At 35.7% G+C, this 18,112-nt stretch carries 11 protein-coding genes, 3 rRNA genes and 1 pseudogene; 2 read left to right on the top strand and 13 right to left on the bottom strand.

Features of this window, described 5'->3' with window-relative positions; translation table 11 throughout:
• Nucleotides 1-66 precede the first annotated feature (66 nt).
• The 4 genes from G9F72_RS19940 to G9F72_RS19955 all read right to left on the bottom strand — a co-directional run bounded on the left by G9F72_RS19940 (nucleotide 67) and on the right by G9F72_RS19955 (nucleotide 3,469).
• A complete protein-coding gene (locus tag G9F72_RS19940; RefSeq protein ID WP_164958466.1) occupies nucleotides 67-765 on the bottom strand; it encodes an ABC transporter permease in 699 nt (232 codons plus the stop codon).
• The gene (locus tag G9F72_RS19945; protein ID WP_164958467.1) at nucleotides 758-1,681 is read right to left on the bottom strand and encodes an ABC transporter ATP-binding protein; all 924 of its coding nucleotides are present in this window, start codon (nucleotides 1,679-1,681) and stop codon (nucleotides 758-760) included. Before G9F72_RS19945 ends, G9F72_RS19940 begins: the two co-directional genes overlap by 8 nt.
• A 153-nt stretch (nucleotides 1,682-1,834) precedes the next feature.
• On the bottom strand, nucleotides 1,835-2,770 hold the full coding sequence (locus G9F72_RS19950; protein WP_164958468.1) for a sensor histidine kinase: 936 nt from the start codon (nucleotides 2,768-2,770) through the stop codon (nucleotides 1,835-1,837).
• A complete protein-coding gene (locus G9F72_RS19955) occupies nucleotides 2,771-3,469 on the bottom strand; it encodes a response regulator transcription factor (protein ID WP_164958469.1) in 699 nt (232 codons plus the stop codon). It abuts the gene before it with no gap.
• A 420-nt stretch (nucleotides 3,470-3,889) separates the two neighbouring features.
• On the opposite strand from G9F72_RS19955, the gene G9F72_RS19960 reads away from it, so the two are divergent.
• The gene (locus G9F72_RS19960) at nucleotides 3,890-5,326 is read left to right on the top strand and encodes a peptide MFS transporter (protein ID WP_164958470.1); all 1,437 of its coding nucleotides are present in this window, start codon (nucleotides 3,890-3,892) and stop codon (nucleotides 5,324-5,326) included.
• Nucleotides 5,327-5,474: 148 nt separating this feature from the next.
• Here the strand turns inward: G9F72_RS19960 and G9F72_RS19965 are convergent, their stop codons facing one another.
• The 7 genes from G9F72_RS19965 to G9F72_RS19995 form a co-directional block, all read right to left on the bottom strand.
• Nucleotides 5,475-6,278, bottom strand: coding sequence for a pyruvate, water dikinase regulatory protein (locus tag G9F72_RS19965; RefSeq protein ID WP_164958471.1), 804 nt, complete (start codon nucleotides 6,276-6,278; stop codon nucleotides 5,475-5,477).
• Between the two features lie 57 nt (nucleotides 6,279-6,335).
• Nucleotides 6,336-7,499, bottom strand: a complete 1,164-nt coding sequence (locus tag G9F72_RS19970) for a class I SAM-dependent methyltransferase (protein ID WP_164958472.1) — start codon at nucleotides 7,497-7,499, stop codon at nucleotides 6,336-6,338.
• Nucleotides 7,500-7,736: 237 nt separating this feature from the next.
• Nucleotides 7,737-7,853 (bottom strand): 5S ribosomal RNA (gene rrf, locus G9F72_RS19975).
• Nucleotides 7,854-7,911: 58 nt separating this feature from the next.
• Nucleotides 7,912-10,836, bottom strand: a 23S ribosomal RNA gene (locus G9F72_RS19980).
• A 290-nt stretch (nucleotides 10,837-11,126) separates the two neighbouring features.
• A 16S ribosomal RNA gene (locus G9F72_RS19985) occupies nucleotides 11,127-12,642 on the bottom strand.
• Together the 16S, 23S and 5S rRNA genes form the textbook arrangement of a ribosomal RNA operon.
• Nucleotides 12,643-13,153: 511 nt before the next feature.
• Nucleotides 13,154-14,173: a 4Fe-4S binding protein gene (locus tag G9F72_RS19990; protein ID WP_224676190.1), complete on the bottom strand. Its 1,020-nt coding sequence runs from the start codon at nucleotides 14,171-14,173 to the stop codon at nucleotides 13,154-13,156.
• A gap of 216 nt (nucleotides 14,174-14,389) precedes the next feature.
• Nucleotides 14,390-15,748: a peptidoglycan-binding domain-containing protein gene (locus G9F72_RS19995; protein WP_224676306.1), complete on the bottom strand. Its 1,359-nt coding sequence runs from the start codon at nucleotides 15,746-15,748 to the stop codon at nucleotides 14,390-14,392.
• 359 nt (nucleotides 15,749-16,107) lie between these two features.
• On the opposite strand from G9F72_RS19995, the gene G9F72_RS27475 reads away from it, so the two are divergent.
• Complete coding sequence (locus G9F72_RS27475) at nucleotides 16,108-16,575, top strand: GreA/GreB family elongation factor (protein WP_224676307.1); 468 nt, start codon at nucleotides 16,108-16,110, stop codon at nucleotides 16,573-16,575.
• A gap of 80 nt (nucleotides 16,576-16,655) precedes the next feature.
• Here G9F72_RS27475 and G9F72_RS27665 read toward each other — a convergent pair whose 3' ends face one another.
• Complete coding sequence (locus G9F72_RS27665) at nucleotides 16,656-17,489, bottom strand: vWA domain-containing protein (protein WP_411955968.1); 834 nt, start codon at nucleotides 17,487-17,489, stop codon at nucleotides 16,656-16,658.
• Nucleotides 17,490-18,053 (bottom strand): annotated as a pseudogene (locus tag G9F72_RS27670) (TerD family protein); the annotation flags it as partial.
• Between the last annotated feature and the right edge of the window lie 59 nt (nucleotides 18,054-18,112).

Consider the following 18,112-nt stretch of genomic DNA (forward strand, 5'->3'; position numbering starts at 1 on the left):
TTCCTACCCTCTTTATAATAATACCATAATTTTATTATTTAATATTACTCGTGTTACTAATTTTATCTAAAAGTTAAGCACATCTACTTTTTCTACATCTTTTATGGATAAATAAGCAGCAACTGCTCCTATAATTGCAAGGATAAGTGGAATTATGATAATAGTTCCTAATGAATTCTTACTATTCCCACTATTTAATAAACTTACTAATATAACTGATGTTACTATTGTGGCAGACCCCGATTTTCTTCTCATACCTACATATACAGGGATTAAACTTACAAAGGAAAAGGCTGCTGAATACACAACAATATTAATGAGGCTTTTCACTAAGATTTCCTGAGTTAATGGAACTTGAATAAAATTCACAAAGATATTTAAAATATACAAACTAAAATTTGCGAAAATACTAGATATAACCATTGATGTAAACGCAAATAATACTACAATAGCTAACTTTGCTATCATAATTTTTTTCCTGTTTATTGGATAAAGAAACATGATATTTATTGTTTTACTTTTGTATTCCCCAATTATTATCCTGGAAATAATCACTGCTGCAAAAATCGAGAAAGTCGCTCTTACAATAGTACCTGTAAGCAAAACAGCATCATTGTAAGTACTAAAGGGGACTTCCATATCAGCTTTTGAAGCAAAAATAACCATAAATAAAATCCCTGAAATAATTAAGTTTGCAATAATAACATTCCTTATATATCCAGTAATTTTATATTTTTTAATTTCTAATTTCATTAATTTAAGCACTTAACTCACTCCCTTCTAAAAGCTTTAAGAAATGATCCTCTAATGTACTGTTTTTCTTATTAATAGCTTCTATTTCAATACCCTTTAAAATTAGAGCTTTTGAAATATCCTTTTGAGCTAACTTTAAGTCATATATTCTAATTTTGTTATTATCTACAATTTTAAAATTAGAAATGTTCAAATCATTTTCTAGAATATAAGCAGCTTTTTTAAAATCCATAGTAATTATTTCTACATATTCTGTATTCTGTTCTCTAACAATATCCATAGAAATTTCTTCTATTAATTTCCCATTATTTATTATCCCTATAGTGTCTGCTATTTGCTCTATTTCACCTAAAATATGACTAGAAATTAAAATTGTAATATTGTATTCTTTGCATAGCATTTTCAATAAGTTTCTAATTTCCTTGATACCTATTGGATCAAGACCATTGATGGGCTCATCTAATATTAAAAACTCTGGTCTAGTTATAATTGCTCTGGCAATTCCTAGTCTTTGTTTCATCCCAAGAGAATAATCTTTAACGTCCTTATGCTCGATATCCTTCAAATTTACCAAATCTATCACCTTATCTATAGCACTTTTATCGTAATATCCCATATACTCACAATGAAGTTCTAGGTTCTCTCTGCCAGTGAGCTTATCATAAAATACAGGATACTCAATGATGCTTCCTATCCTTTTCAGTGTTTCATATGCTCCATTAGTAAGTTTCTCACCAAAAATTTCAATTTCTCCGCTACTGGGTTTAACAAGATTTACAATCATCTTCATAATTGTGGTTTTACCTGCTCCATTAGGACCTAAGAAACCATATATTTCTCCTTTTTTAATATTCATATTTACATTAGTTACAACTTCTTTATCTTTAAATTTTTTTACTAAATTTGTTGTTCTTAATAAATAATTCATGCTCTAGTCCTCTTTTCTTTATTTATTATAGTTTTCTAATCAACTATAATTTTATTATATTATATAGACTTCTCTTTTTTATTAAGTAAATCTTACAAAATTCTTAAGTTAAAAAACAAGCTGCTTTTCACTTAACACCTTGTTTTACATAAATTAATAAGTTATTCTCTTTAACTTAAAAGTAAAGCTAGTTCTATCATGGGGTTTGCTCTTTAGATAAATTTCTCCTCCTAATTTTTCAACAAGCCTTTTAGTTATAGTAAGTCCTAGTCCACTTCCTTGATATAATTTATTTCTTGAGTCTTCAAGGGTGTACATCCTCTCAAATACTCTTTCAAAATTAGTTTCATCAATACCCTTACCTTTATCCCAAATCTCTACATAGGTAAAGTTATCATCATAGCTTAAATTAAGGCCTATGCATTTACCATCGCTTCCATATTTAATAGCATTAGAAATTAAATTGTTCATTATTCTTTCCAAGGCTTCTAGATTCGCAAATACATAAATATTTGTTTCAGGAATCTCTATATTCACCTCATAACCTTTTGCAGTCAAATTTTCATAAAAATTTAGTATACTCTTTCTACAAACTTCATTGAGGTTAACCCTTGTAATAGGAATCTCTTTATCTCCTGATTCTAGTTTAGCTAAATCAAAAAACTTATTGATAAGTTCAATTACCTCAAGAGTTTTATTGTGCACCTTAGAAAGCAATATTTCTCTTTCTTCGCTTTCGATATCCAGGTCTAGTTTTATTGTTTCAATATACCCTAATACTACCGTAAGTGGAGTTTTCAAATCATGAGAAATATTTGAAAGCATTTTAACCATAGATATTTCTTTTTTTGTATAGTCTGCAAATACCTTTTGACTAAAATCTAAAAGGCTATTAATTGCTATAAGTAATTTTCTAAGCTCTTTAGCCTCAGTAACAACCAAAAGTTTCTCATTAGTTTTTTCACCTACAATTTTATTTAACTTGTTTACAATATACCCCAAATTAGTATTTCTTTCTCTTGCTGATATATATTGAAAAAGTATAATGCAAATTAAAATAACAATGATTATTAATAATATAGTAATCATTTAAATTACCTCCAGCTTGTACCCAATACCCCACAAAGTCTTTATATATTGTGGATTTGAGGGGTCCTCTTCTATCTTTTCTCTTAGCCTTCGGATATGTACATTGATTACATTCTCATCTCCAAAATACTCATCTTTCCAAATAAAACTATAAATTTGGACCTTGGTAAACACTCTATTAGGATTCTGAATAAACAATTTTAAAATATCAAATTCCTTAGAAGTAAGTGCAATAGCTTGATTATTTTTACTAACTAAAAAGTTCCCCACATCTATAGTTAGATTCCCAACCTTCATCACCATTGGGTCTTCTTTTTTTTCATTATTAGAATATTTTGTTGATCTTCTAATAGCGGCTTTTATTCTTGCGGAGAACTCAATCATAGAAAATGGTTTTGCTATATAATCATCTGCTCCCAGTCCTAACCCTATGGCTTTATCCACATCACTGTCTTTAGCCGACATAATTAAAATAGGTACTGAACTTTTTTCCCTGATTATTTTCATAGTTTCTATACCATCTAATTTAGGCATCATTAAATCAAGAATTATTAAATCAAAATCGTAATTTAAATATTTAAGAATAGCCTCTTCACCGTCAAAAGCAGTTTTTACTAAAAATCCATCCTTTATTAAATAATTCTTTACCATTTCGCTAATGGCAATATCATCTTCAACAATTAAAATTTTATTGTGCATAATGTGATACCTCTTTTCCTAGCATTTATTTCAACTTGTTATAGTAATGTTTGAAAAAACTCGAAATATCACCCCCAAAAATTACTCTTATTTATATTTTACTCTATAATTTCAATATTTTATATATGAAATTTAATTACTTTAAAATTGCAAATTTAGAAAAATAACCCGCTTTAAATGCTCTAAACCTCTATTTTATCTACTTCCTTTTTTCTATAATGATTTCTTTAAATTAAATAAATCATTATAGAATTTAATGTTGCATTTTGTATATTCCTTATGTTAGAATAAAATCTGTAAATCACAAAAATACTGGATACGTTTACATAGAAGCATTAATGATATTGCATTTATATATATGTTATAAAAATAAATTTTCTATGATGAATAGTATCCGCGAAATTTAAGGGGGGACTAATTATGACTACTACTACCATGAACAAACGAACTCCATTAACAGAAAACAAACAAAGCTTTCCTGCTGGATTCTGGTTCATCTCATTATTACAAGCATTTGAGAGATTCAGCTATTACGGCATGAGAGGACTTTTAATACTCTTTCTTGCAACCGAGGCCATTAAAGGCGGATTAGGCCTTGACAAAGCATCAGCAGCTGTAATATATGCAAACTTTACAATGTTTGTTTATTTTGCTCCATTATTAGGTGGTTATGTAGCAGACAAATTTTTGGGGAAAAGAAAAACATTTTTTATAGGGTCCATATTAATAGCAGGAGGGATGTTTTTACTCTTTGCTGCTCAAGGAAAACCCATGGTTATCTTATCACTTGCTATAATTACCATTGGTAATGGATTTTGGAAACCTAATATTACATCTATAGTAGGCGATTTCTATGGTAATAATGATCCAAGAAAAGACGGAGCTTACTCCATTTTTTACACATTTATAAATATTGGTGCTTTTTTCGCACCACTTGTATGTGGTACACTTGCAGAAAAAACTTTTGCAGTTACAAAGGGAACAGAAGTAATCAGTTATGGTTATAAGTATGGTTTCCTTGCAGCAGGGGCAGGAATGCTAATAGGAACAATTCTATATATATTATTTGCCAATAAATTGCTTGGTGAAGTTGGAAAATATAACGCAAAGGAATCTCTTGAAAAAGAACTAAGTAAAAAAGCTCTTGCGGCTCATAAACAAAACTTAACAAAAGAAGAAAAGAAAAGAGTCGTTGGAATTTTTGCTCTTGCTTTCTTTGTAATTCTTTTCTGGGCAGGATTTGAACAAGCTGGTTCAAGCTTAACAATTTATACAAATGACTTTATAAACAGAAACGTAGGTGGTTTTGAGGTTCCTACAAGTTGGTTCCAATCTATAAATCCATTCCTATGTGTTGTACTTGGACCACTTTTTGCAATGCTCTTTGTAAGACTTGCAAAAAGACCAAAAGGAGATATACCTACTGCAACTAAAATGGGATATGGCTTGATTCTTCTTGGCATTGGTTTTGCACTTATGGTTGGTGCGGCAATGCAAAGAGGTAATTCAGCAGATGCAGCAATTAAAGCAAATATTCTTTGGCTTATAGGCGCATATACTTTGCACACCGTTGGAGAAATGTTCTTATCTCCAGTTGGACTATCAATGGTTAGTAAGCTTGCACCTAAGCAAATCGCTGCTATTATGATGGGAGTATGGTTCTTTGCTACTGGTCTTGGTAATTACCTTGCAGGTATTTCTGCGGCCCTTGTTGAAACTTGGGGTGGACTTCAAGTATTTGGTTTCGTAGCTGTATTAACAATTTCAGCGGGAGTATTGCTTTGCTTACTTAGCCCAATTTTCATAAACCTTTTGAGAATGGAAGAAATCGAAGAGCAAAAAGAGCTTACTATGTAATTTAACAAGCAATATAAAATAAGGTTTCCCTTAAGTTAAAAAGGGAGACCTTATTTTTAATTTATAAACTTGGAATTCAATGAACCACAAAGCAAATACTCTTCCGATATTAACAGGAAAGGTTAATCCGCCAATACTGTAGAATAATCTACTGATTATACCCAATGCTCTTCATAATAATTAAAGCCGTGTCCTCTATAGCTCTTTTAGTAACGTCAATTGTTAAGCACCTTGTTTTTTTCATAATTTTTTCTGCATAATCTAACTCGTCTAATATTCTTGCATCATTAGCATATTGGAAGCTCGAATTAAGTCCATTAAATTTATCCATCCTATGTTTCCTTATTTCAATAAGAACAAAAGGATCTATTTTGAGGCCTATTATTTTCCTCCCAGGAATATTGTATAACTCCTCAGGAACAGGAATTTCAGGCATTAAAGGTATATTTATTGCTTTAATGCCTTTATTAGCTAAATACATACACAATGGAGTTTTTGAAGTTCTTGAGACACCTATAAGCACTACGTCTGCATGTTTTATTCCATTATAATCCCTACTATCATCATAATGTATAGCAAACTCCATAGCTTCTATTCTTTTATAATACTCCTCATCCATGTTCCATATCGCCCCTGGAATATAGTCTGGCTGTTTACCTAATAACTTAGAAGCCAGGCCTATTCCTGGCCCTAATACATTTGATACAAGTATTCCTTTTTCTACGCATCTTTGAACTAAAAATTCTTTTACATCTACCATTATTATAGTGGAAATAACCATTGCTTTGGAATTAGTATCTATTTTGCTAATAAAATTATTAACATCCTCAGCTGTTTTGATATGTGGTATTTTTTTTACTATTACACTATCTGGAAACTGACTTGCTACCGATTTAGCTACAAGTTCCGCTGTTTCTCCTATTGAATCCGATACCGCATATATTGTTAGCATAAATATCATCTACTTTCTTTTTATTTTTTCTTTTGTAATATAAGGTTAATATAGAAATTAAATTAAATTATCTCTTTTTAATAAATTGAATAAGGTTGGATTTAAGTTAAATTGACTCATTAAAGCATTAACCTCGGTTAGTGCTTTTTCTCTTTTATCCTTAGGTATATTAGCTTTTGAAGCTCTAATTAATATATTTTTAGGAGAATGGGATATATCTATAAATTCTAAAAGCTGAGTTTTATATCCAGCACACTCTAAAAGATTGGCTCTCACTGAATCTGTCATAAGTGCTGAAACTCTTTCTTGAACTATTCCATATCTTGTTAATATGGATAGTGACTCTGTTTTAATTTGGTTGTTAAATTCATGTTGACAACAAGGAACAGAGAAAATCATCTTACTATCCCACTTTATTGCATTATATAATGCATAATCAGTAGCTGTATCACAAGCATGCAAGGTAATAACCATATCAACACTATTATTATATTTGAATCCGTTTATATCCCCTAGTTCAAAATGTAAATTTTCATAATTGTATTTCTTTGCTATATCATTACATTTTTTAATAACATCTTCCTTAAGATCAAGACCAATCATTTTTACATTAATTTTTTTAATTTTAACAAAATAATAATATAACACAAATGTTAAATAAGACTTACCACAACCAAAATCTAATATAGTAAGTTCCTTAAAATCATTATTTTTAACCTCATCATCAATAATTTCAACAAACCTGTTTATTTGCTTATATTTATCATATTTTGAATTAACTACTTTGCCCTCTTTTGTAAAGATACCTAAATCTATAAGAGGCTCTATTATCATACCCTCTTTAAGAATATAATTTTTTTCTTTGTTATGTTCTTTATTATTAAGCTTTACATTATCACTTTTTTTCACACCTAAATGAACTTTACCTTTTTTAGATATTTTCAATTCAAATGTAATTGTATTTGACCAAGCATCAACTTGTTTATAATTAGATGATACATATTCTAAAAGTTTTTGTTCTAAAATATCTATCTCAATATTTTCATGGAAAACTTGCTTGTCAGTGGATTTTTCTATTTGGTAATATTGTTTTACATCATCTTCTTTTAATACAAATGTTATTTTATAGTATGGAGCATCTTTATTAATTTTATTACTAATAACTAATTTTATAATATCCCGTTGTACAATTTCATGGATTGCACCCTTTAATTCTTCCATTTCAACACACCTCATTATTTATTTTAGAATCACCTTACTATATAATTATATCATTAAACATCAACTAATTATTTTTAACATTTTATAGAGCATAAATTATTTAGAACATACAAAAAAGCTTTTAAATCAAGGTTAGAATTAAGTTGCAGTTTCGGTATAAATCCAGTAGAAGGTGAAGCTATAACTTATATTTACGCAAAATAAAAACCACTAAGTTAGACTTAGTGGTTTTTTCTTACCTGGCGACGACCTACTCTCCCACAAGGTTGCCCCTGCAGTACCATTAGCGCATTGAAGCTTAACCGACCTGTTCGGTATGGGAAGGGGTGTTACCTTCATGCCATAATCACCAGATTGAGAAAATTTATATTCTCTCAAAATTGCACAGTGAAATTTTCGCTTTATATATATTAAGGTCAAGCCCTCGACTTATTAGTATTAGTCAGCTGAACATGTTACCATGCTTACACCTCTAACCTATCAACCTGGTGTTCTTCCAGGAGTCTTACTAACACCGTGCTTACGCACGAGTTATGGGAAATCTCATCTCAGGGTGGGCTTCACGCTTAGATGCTTTCAGCGTTTATCCCTTCCAAACATAGCTACCCAGCGATGCCACTGGCGTGACAACTGGTGCACCAGAGGTTTGTCCATCCCGGTCCTCTCGTACTAAGGACAGCTCCCTTCAAATTTCCTACGCCCGCGACGGATAGGGACCGAACTGTCTCACGACGTTCTGAACCCAGCTCGCGTGCCGCTTTAATGGGCGAACAGCCCAACCCTTGGGACCTACTTCAGCCCCAGGATGCGACGAGCCGACATCGAGGTGCCAAACCTCCCCGTCGATGTGGACTCTTGGGGGAGATCAGCCTGTTATCCCCGAGGTAGCTTTTATCCGTTGAGCGATGGCCCTCCCACGAGGTACCACCGGATCACTAAGTCCGACTTTCGTCCCTGCTCCACTTGTAGGTGTCGCAGTCAGGCTCCCTTCTGCCTTTGCACTCTTCGCGCGATTTCCAACCGCGCTGAGGGAACCTTTGAGCGCCTCCGTTACTTTTTTGGAGGCGACCGCCCCAGTCAAACTGCCCACCTAACAATGTCCTGTGACCAGATTCATGGCCTCCAGTTAGAACCTCAGTACTGTCAGGGTGGTATCCCAAGGATGACTCCACACAGGCTGACGCCCATGTTTCTCAGTCTCCCACCTATCCTGTACAGACAATACCGAAATTCAATGCTAAGCTACAGTAAAGCTCTACGGGGTCTTTCCGTCCAATCGCGGGTAGCCAGCATCTTCACTGGCACTACAATTTCGCCGGATGTGCTGTTGAGACAGTGCCCAAATCATTACGCCATTCGTGCGGGTCGGAACTTACCCGACAAGGAATTTCGCTACCTTAGGACCGTTATAGTTACGGCCGCCGTTTACTGGGGCTTAAGTTCATACCTTCGCTTGCGCTAAGTAATCCCCTTAACCTTCCAGCACCGGGCAGGCGTCAGCCCCTATACATCAGCTTTCGCTTTAGCAGAGACCTGTGTTTTTGCTAAACAGTTGCTTGGGCCTATTCTCTGCGACCTACTTTCGTAGGCACCCCTTCTCCCGAAGTTACGGGGTCAATTTGCCGAGTTCCTTAACAGCAATTCTTCCGATGGTCTTAGGATTCTCTCCTCACCTACCTGTGTCGGTTTGCGGTACGGGCACCAATATCCTCGATAGAGACTTTTCTTGGCAGCGTGGAATCAGATACTTCAGGAATAAATTCCCTTCCCCATCACATCTCAGCGTTAAGAGCAAACGGATTTGCCTGCTTGCTCCGCCTAAATGCTTAGACACACATCCAATAGTGTGCACATCTTATCCTCCTGCGTCATCCCATTTCTAATAACGTCCATTGGTGGTATCGGAATATCAACCGATTGTCCATCACCTACGCCTTTCGGCCTCGGCTTAGGTCCCGACTAACCCTGAGAGGACGAGCCTTCCTCAGGAAACCTTAGGTTTTCGACCGTTAAGATTCTCACTTAACTCTCGCTACTTATGCCAACATTCTCACTTCTGTACCGTCCACCACTCCTTACGGTATGACTTCAGCCAGTACAGAAAGCTCCTCTACCGCGTACACATAGTGTACACCCATAGCTTCGGTGGTAAGTTTTAGCCCCGGACATCTTCGGCGCAGGATCTCTTGACTAGTGAGCTATTACGCACTCTTTGAATGAGTGGCTGCTTCTGAGCCAACATCCTAGTTGTCTTAGAAATCCCACATCCTTTTCCACTTAACTTACACTTTGGGACCTTAGCTGATGGTCTGGGCTGTTTCCCTTTTGACTACGGATCTTATCATTCGCAGTCTGACTGCCGAAATAAAAGTATATGGCATTCGGAGTTTGATAGAGTTCAGTAACTGTTGTCAGCCCCTAGCTCATTCAGTGCTCTACCTCCATTACTCAATTAATCGACGCTAGCCCTAAAGCTATTTCGAGGAGAACCAGCTATCTCCGAGTTCGATTGGAATTTCTCCGCTATCCACAGCTCATCCCATGGTTTTTCAACACCAACGTGGTTCGGACCTCCACGGAATTTTACTTCCGCTTCATCCTGGCCATGGATAGGTCACCCGGTTTCGGGTCTACGACATGCAACTATACGCCCTATTCAGACTTGGTTTCCCTTCGGCTCCGTACCTTAAGTACTTAACCTCGCTACATATCGTAACTCGTTGGCTCGTTCTACAAAAAGCACGCCGTCACACATATAAAGTGCTCCGACCGGTTGTAGGCACACGGTTTCAGGTTCTATTTCACTCCCCTTCCGGGGTTCTTTTCACCTTTCCCTCACGGTACTTCTTCACTATCGGTCACTAGGTAGTATTTAGCCTTGGGAGGTGGTCCTCCCTGCTTCCCACAAGGTTTCACGTGTCTCGTGGTACTCTGGATTAGATCTGACTGTTTTTCCTTTTCATTTACAGGCCTATTACCTTCTGCGGAGCAGCTTTCCAGCTATCTTCAATTAAGGAATTGCAGTATTTATGATCTATCCTCAACCCCTAGGTCAAAGACCTAGGTTTGGGCTCTTTCCCTTTCGCTCGCCGCTACTTAGGAAATCGATGTTTCTTTCTCTTCCTCCGGGTACTTAGATGTTTCAGTTCCCCGGGTCTACCTCTGCATACCTATTTATTCAGTATGCAGTACATAGTTGTTACTATGTGGGTTCCCCCATTCGGAAATCTTTGGATCACAGGCTATTTGCGCCTACCCAAAGCTTATCGCAGCTTAACGCGTCCTTCTTCGGCTCCTAGTGCCAAGGCATTCGCCATGCGCCCTTTGTAGCTTAACCTTTATCTATTGTCTATTTGCATAAACAATCTTATCTATTTACATAGACGTTTAATTAATTTTGCGAAATTGTATTAAATCCATCCATAACTACTTACGTAGTTTTAAACTTATTAAAACAACTTTAATTTCACTGTGCAATTTTCAAAGAACATTTTTAGAAAGATTAAATTTTTAGTTAACTCAGAAGAGTTAACTAAAATTAGTCTCTCAAAATTAAACAGAGAATAGGTTACGAGTAATTACAGTAGATGTTTTGCATTGACCGAAGTCTTTGCATCTACTCCCTAGAAAGGAGGTGATCCAGCCGCAGGTTCTCCTACGGCTACCTTGTTACGACTTCACCCCAATCATCAATCCCACCTTCGGCCGCTGGCTCCTTACGGTTACCTCACGGACTTCGGGTGTTACCAACTCTCATGGTGTGACGGGCGGTGTGTACAAGGCCCGGGAACGTATTCACCGCGACATGCTGATTCGCGATTACTAGCAACTCCGGCTTCATGTAGGCGAGTTGCAGCCTACAATCCGAACTGGGATGAGTTTTTGAGTTTGGCTCCACCTTGCGGTCTTGCATCTCTTTGTACTCACCATTGTAGCACGTGTGTAGCCCTAGACATAAGGGGCATGATGATTTGACGTCATCCCCACCTTCCTCCCGGTTAACCCGGGCAGTCTCACTAGAGTGCTCAACTTAATGGTAGCAACTAATGATAAGGGTTGCGCTCGTTGCGGGACTTAACCCAACATCTCACGACACGAGCTGACGACAACCATGCACCACCTGTCACCCTGTCCCGAAGGACTTCGCCCATCTCTGGGTTATGCAGGGGATGTCAAGTCTAGGTAAGGTTCTTCGCGTTGCTTCGAATTAAACCACATGCTCCGCTGCTTGTGCGGGCCCCCGTCAATTCCTTTGAGTTTTAATCTTGCGATCGTACTCCCCAGGCGGAATACTTATTGTGTTAACTGCGGCACCGAGGTTCGACCCCCGACACCTAGTATTCATCGTTTACGGCGTGGACTACCAGGGTATCTAATCCTGTTTGCTCCCCACGCTTTCATGCCTCAGCGTCAGTTACAGTCCAGTAAGTCGCCTTCGCCACTGGTGTTCTTCCTAATCTCTACGCATTTCACCGCTACACTAGGAATTCCACTTACCTCTCCTGCACTCTAGACACCCAGTTTCAAATGCAGCACCCAAGTTAAGCTCGGGTATTTCACATCTGACTTAAATGTCCGCCTACGCATCCTTTACGCCCAGTAAATCCGGACAACGCTTGCCACCTACGTATTACCGCGGCTGCTGGCACGTAGTTAGCCGTGGCTTCCTCCTCTGGTACCGTCATTATCGTCCCAGAAGACAGAACTTTACAACCCGAAGGCCTTCATCATTCACGCGGCGTTGCTGCGTCAGGGTTTCCCCCATTGCGCAATATTCCCCACTGCTGCCTCCCGTAGGAGTCTGGACCGTGTCTCAGTTCCAATGTGGCCGATCACCCTCTCAGGTCGGCTACGCATCGTTGCCTTGGTGGGCCGTTACCTCACCAACTAGCTAATGCGCCGCGGGTCCATCTCAAAGTGGAAACTCTAAAGAGAATCCTTTGATGTCTCAATCATGCGACCAAAACATATTATGCGGTATTAATCTCCCTTTCGGGAGGCTATTCCCCTCTTTGAGGCAGGTTACCCACGTGTTACTCACCCGTCCGCCGCTAATTCACCCCGAAGGGTTTCATCGCTCGACTTGCATGTGTTAGGCACGCCGCCAGCGTTCGTCCTGAGCCAGGATCAAACTCTCAATTTAAAAGTTTACACTTTTTATTTGAAATGAATAATCTGCGCCAACTGTTAAGCTGGTTAGCAAGCTCATTACATACTTTTTAGTCTTACGACTAAAATTACTTTTTTATCTAAAGTAATTAACTGGTCTAACGAAATATTATTTCGCTATTTTACCTATTTCTCTGTTTAATTTTCAAAGACCAATTTCATTTGTCATCATGTGACGACTTCTACTATTTTACTAGGTATTGCTTGTTTTGTCAATAACTTTTTAATATTTATTTTCATTGGAAAACTTATTAAAAAATAATTAACATCTAGCTTGCTTCGCCACTAATTGGTGACGACAAAAAATATTGTACCACATACATAATAACATAATCTCTGTGCACAGGCATTCTAACTAGATTATCATCATATTCCTAGGTATATGTTTAAATAAGTCAATATATCGTATTCAGATACGCATGGCTAATTATTTTAAATATAGTTGCATCCATATTTACTTTGGAATTAGGCATGCTACTACGGTTTTAGACCATTGCCTTCCTTAAAGCATCATCAACGGCGTGCATAATTCCATTACTTGTTCTTGTTGCCCCAGATACTGCATCAACATTTGTTGATTGGGCTTTTATAATTTTTTGTGAAACAATGTTCACTGGGGGTACAGTCGTATTAGCTTTTGGTGTTGTTTTATTAGTATTGTTATGAGGCTCTGTATCAGTTGGAATACTGGCACTATTTTGTGTTTTACTGTCTCCTTTATTAGCAGTTCTACCATTTGTAATGGAAGTACTATTTCCTGATTCTTTAATATTGGAACTAATGAGATTGCAAGTCCCACTACCTACAGCATATAACCCTGCAAAGGCAACAATTGCCACTGAACTAGCAAACGCCGGATCAATGTTTTCTTCATTAATAATAACTTTCGTATTTGCTCTTGGACAAACATCTACGCATTTGAAACAGTTTATACATTCTCCACTATTTACTTGATCCATTTTATAAAGATTTATTCCCATGGCACAACTATTTGTGCACAATCTACATTTCCCACATTTTTCTGTAAGTTTATCTATTTTAATTTTCCTAAACTTTGATATTATTGCAAACACTGCTCCAAGTGGACATAAATATCTACAAAAAAATCTTTCTATATATATAGCCCCTGCAGTTATAAATCCCAAAAGTACAAACCCAATAAAATAATCTGCTATAGCCTCTGGAAAATTAGTCATTTGTGCAAAAGCATCCCAAGGACTAGTGCTATCAGATAAAGCATTACCTTTTGTCCAAAGAACATAAATTATAAATACTAAAACTATATACTTCAAATATTTAAAAATTGCATCCAATTCTTTATTAATTTTAAATTTTGTTTTAAATACCTTACTAGAAATTATGTATAGAAAATCATTAAATGATCCAAATGCACAAAACCAGCCGCAAAAGAACCTTCCAAGGAATATTCTAATAGGTAAAATAACCAAAGCAGCAATTAATTTTGGAAAGGCATGAATAAAATTAAAATCCCCTTTAAGAATCATGCTAAGGCTAAATAGTACAAGCTTGGAAGTAAGATGAAAAAAGCAATCTGTATAATACGCCTAAATATTTGTAACTTTGATATCTCTATTAATAACTGATTGAGCAAATGGCCAAAATATAACAAAAACACCTTATACATGATATAGTTATACTACAAAGCATATAAGGTGTTTTCTCTTACACAATATTTAATTGAATTATTTTAAAGATATAGTTTATTTTGCAGCTTTTGCAGCAGCAAGAATTGCATTAAGATAACCATTTGTATCTGTAAGTGTAGCACTAGTTACTGCATCCACCTTTGGATCTGTTCCGTTGGTTTTAATTGCTGCTTCTAATTCTGCCACTGTTTTTCCGTCAGCAAATGCTTGAACAGCATCATAGTTAACATCAATTGCGATTGTTGCACCGGCGCTGTCTTTCATATTCTTACTATAAGCTTCTGCATTTGCTCTTTTTGATGCCAAAACCTTTGTTACGTCTGCATAATTCTTACCAAAATCCAAGTCAGAATTTGGAACTGCTATTGAACTAGCTTTAGTCATAAATTGATAATCATCTATGGATGCACCCACGATTTTATCGCCTGCCATTACTGTTACTGCTACAGTAAAGCATTTTGTTCCATGAGCAGCAGCTTCAACTCTTCCAATTTTCAAGGAATTTAGTGCTGAAGTTTCTACTTTAATTGGACTATTTTCTTTCGCAGTTTTTGCAGCTGCAACTATAGCAGAAAGATAGTTATTTGTATCTGTAAGCGTAGCACTTGTTACTACATCAACCTTCGGATCTATAGGGTTTGTTTTAATGATTGCTTCTAATTCTGCTACTGTTTTTCCCACAGCAAATGCTTGAACAGCATCATAGTTTTTGTCAATCGAGATTGTTGCGCCGGCGCTGTCTTTCATATTCTTACTATAGGCTTCTGCATTTGATCTTTTTGATGCCAAAACCTTTGTTACATCTGTGAAACTCTTACCAAAATCCAAGTCAGAATTTGGAACTCCTATTGAAGTTGCTTTAACCATAAATTGATAATCATCTATGGATGCAGCAACTATTTTATCTCCTGCCATTGCTACTACTGCAACTGTAAAGCATTTTGTTCCATGAGCAGCGGCTTCAGCTCTTCCAATTTTTATAGTAGTTTTCTCTGATATTACAACTGGTGGAACTGTTGGTGGTGTTGGTGTTACTACCACTGCATTTAACATTGCAAGAGTTTTTGGTCCAACCATTCCATCAACAACAAGACCATTCTTGCCCTGATAGCTCTTGACTGCAGCTAAAGTCAGCTTTCCAAGAATACCATCATCAACAAGGCTATATCCCTTACTGTTAAGTTTAGTTTGTAAAAGCTTAACATCAGCCCCCATAGAATTAAATTTAAGTAAACGAGTTACACTTATGGTTGCGGTAGAGGTAGTTATTTTGGTTGGTGTAGTTGTCGTAACCGGAACTGCTCCAGTAGCTGCTGAAACACCATCTACACCAAATGGTCCAATCTTTGGACTAGCTACTGCAATTGATATTGCAAAAATAGCTACTAAGGAACCACTTACTGGCTTTAACATTTTTTTCAATGAAATTCCCCCTTTAATTATGTTCTGTAAATGATATTTTTACTAAATAAAGATATCCCCTTGCTAGTTTAATAAAATAATTGCTTTGTTTGTTAATTATCAAACTTCATAAAATATCTTTATTTGCAAAAACACTATATACATATTATACCAAAAAGATATGTATAAGTACAAACAATATTCGAAATATTCTTTCTATTTATACGAAATATTAATACCACTTGTTTTACACTCGCTAATAGTCTAAAATTATAAATATAATCAGAAGATTTTTTTTCACATAAAGGAATCATTCAAAGATTATCTAATTAATAACTTGGTAATAATGTAAAATAAAAGAAGGTGACAAAATTAATAATAAACTTACTAAAAAAGATGTTGAAGAACTTCAAAAAGAATTTGATTATCGTAAAGGTCCCTTAACAATGGAAATTGCACGTGAAAAAATGATAGCTGCAGCTCATGGCGATAGAAGTGAAAATGCTGAATATAAAGCTGCCAAATCAAATATGTATGACAACTACAGAAGAATGGGTTATTTAATAAAAATGATTAGAACTGCTGAGGTTATAGATGATGTTATTGTTACTACTAATGGTGCAAATGTAGGTGATAAATTGCTGATAAAATTCGTAGGCACTGATGATATTGAAGAAATTGAACTTGTAACAACATTGCAAGTGGATATAGTAAATGGTAAGTTTAGTATTGAGTCTCCAATAGGACGAGTATTATTCGGAAAAGCCATCGGAGCTATAGTAGAGGTGGAATCTCCTGATGGAAATTATAAAATAGAGCTGGTAAGCATAACTAAATAGTAATTACATTCTTATTGACAACATTTAAAAGGGCTTTTCATCACGAAGAGTCCTTTTCAATAGCTAAATCCACCATTAAATTATAGTATTCCCTTTTCCTTTACTTCTTTTAACCACATTGGAAATTCATTTAATAATTTGTTATATAATTCTTCATCAGAAATCTTGTCTACGTCATCTAGCGAAAAGAAGTTTGCATTATCTACTACTCTTCCTGGCATAATATCAAGTTTTTCAAGAATTCCATAGTTTGCATTACCTATACCTATAAACTGCCAAAACAATGGGCATTTCGATGATTCAATCATTATCTGCTTTATTTCCTTATTTTTATGTATACCACCATCACTTATAAATACTATGAAGGCAGGATATTTACTTTTATTTTCCACGATATAGTATTTAATAACATCCTTCATCACTGGTGGCTCATCATTTGCGCCAAAAATTTTGCCATCAAACAGTCCCTGCTTATGTTTATCTAAAATCTCTCTATTGATATAGTTTTCATAATTATTCTCATTTACTGAAGGCAGCCTACGGAATCTATGGTCAAATATCCACATATCTAGAGTACCGTCATCATCAAATTTAGCGGCCACCGCTGCAATACGATCAATAACTTTTTGAACTTTACCCTCTTTATAGCAAGAAAACATGGAACGAGAAATATCTATTACTAATGCTACTCTAGCTACAACACCTATAAGTTTTTTCTTTTCTAATACTATTTCTACCTTTTTCTTTAAGAGGCTTATTTTTGATAAATTTATTTTAGGCTGAGCTTCAACATCAAGCTGCACATTGGTTTTAGTTACAGCTAGCTTTACTATTGATGACTTTATCTCAATTGGAGACTGTTGCTTTTCTTTTTTAACTGGTAATTGTACATTATTAGCGGGCTGGCTTTCCACCTCAACAGAAATTCCAAAGTTTTCACACAGAGCTCCGAGTCCGCCCTTAAACCCACCTCCAATAGCATTGAACTTCCAGTCACCCTTATTCCTGTATATTTCTGCAGCAACTATAGCTGTTTCCACTGTAAACGAATTGCTTATATTATAAGAGAGTACCTCTTCATTGGTTTCCTCATTAAATATACTAACTGCTATACCTTCAACCTGTTTAAAACTTTGAGCCTTTTTTAGGGAATCATGTATAGTTATTGTAAAGGCTATTCTTTCAATAGCATCAGGTATAGTTCTAAAGTTTATTTTTATTAGCTCATTTCCACAATTAGGCGAGTTTCTTATATGAGTAACAGAATTTTCAGCTCCACAGGGATTATTGTAGAATATAAAGTCCTCATCCTTTGCTACTTTGCCTGTATCCCCAAGAAGAAACGCAGCTGCATCAATTTCAAAATCCATTGGATTTGAATCAACTACCTTCCAAAACAACTGTACCCTTACTCTCTGAAGTTCAGAGTATGCTTTTGTCATGTCTACCTTTTGACCCTTTTTCACTAAAATGCTCATTACCTTTCTCCCTTCTTTATTTATTAGGCATTTTTAATATACCTTGCCACTTATAACTT

The sequence above is a fragment of the Clostridium estertheticum genome (assembly GCF_011065935.2).
Classification (GTDB): Bacteria; Bacillota; Clostridia; order Clostridiales; family Clostridiaceae; genus Clostridium_AD; species Clostridium_AD estertheticum_A.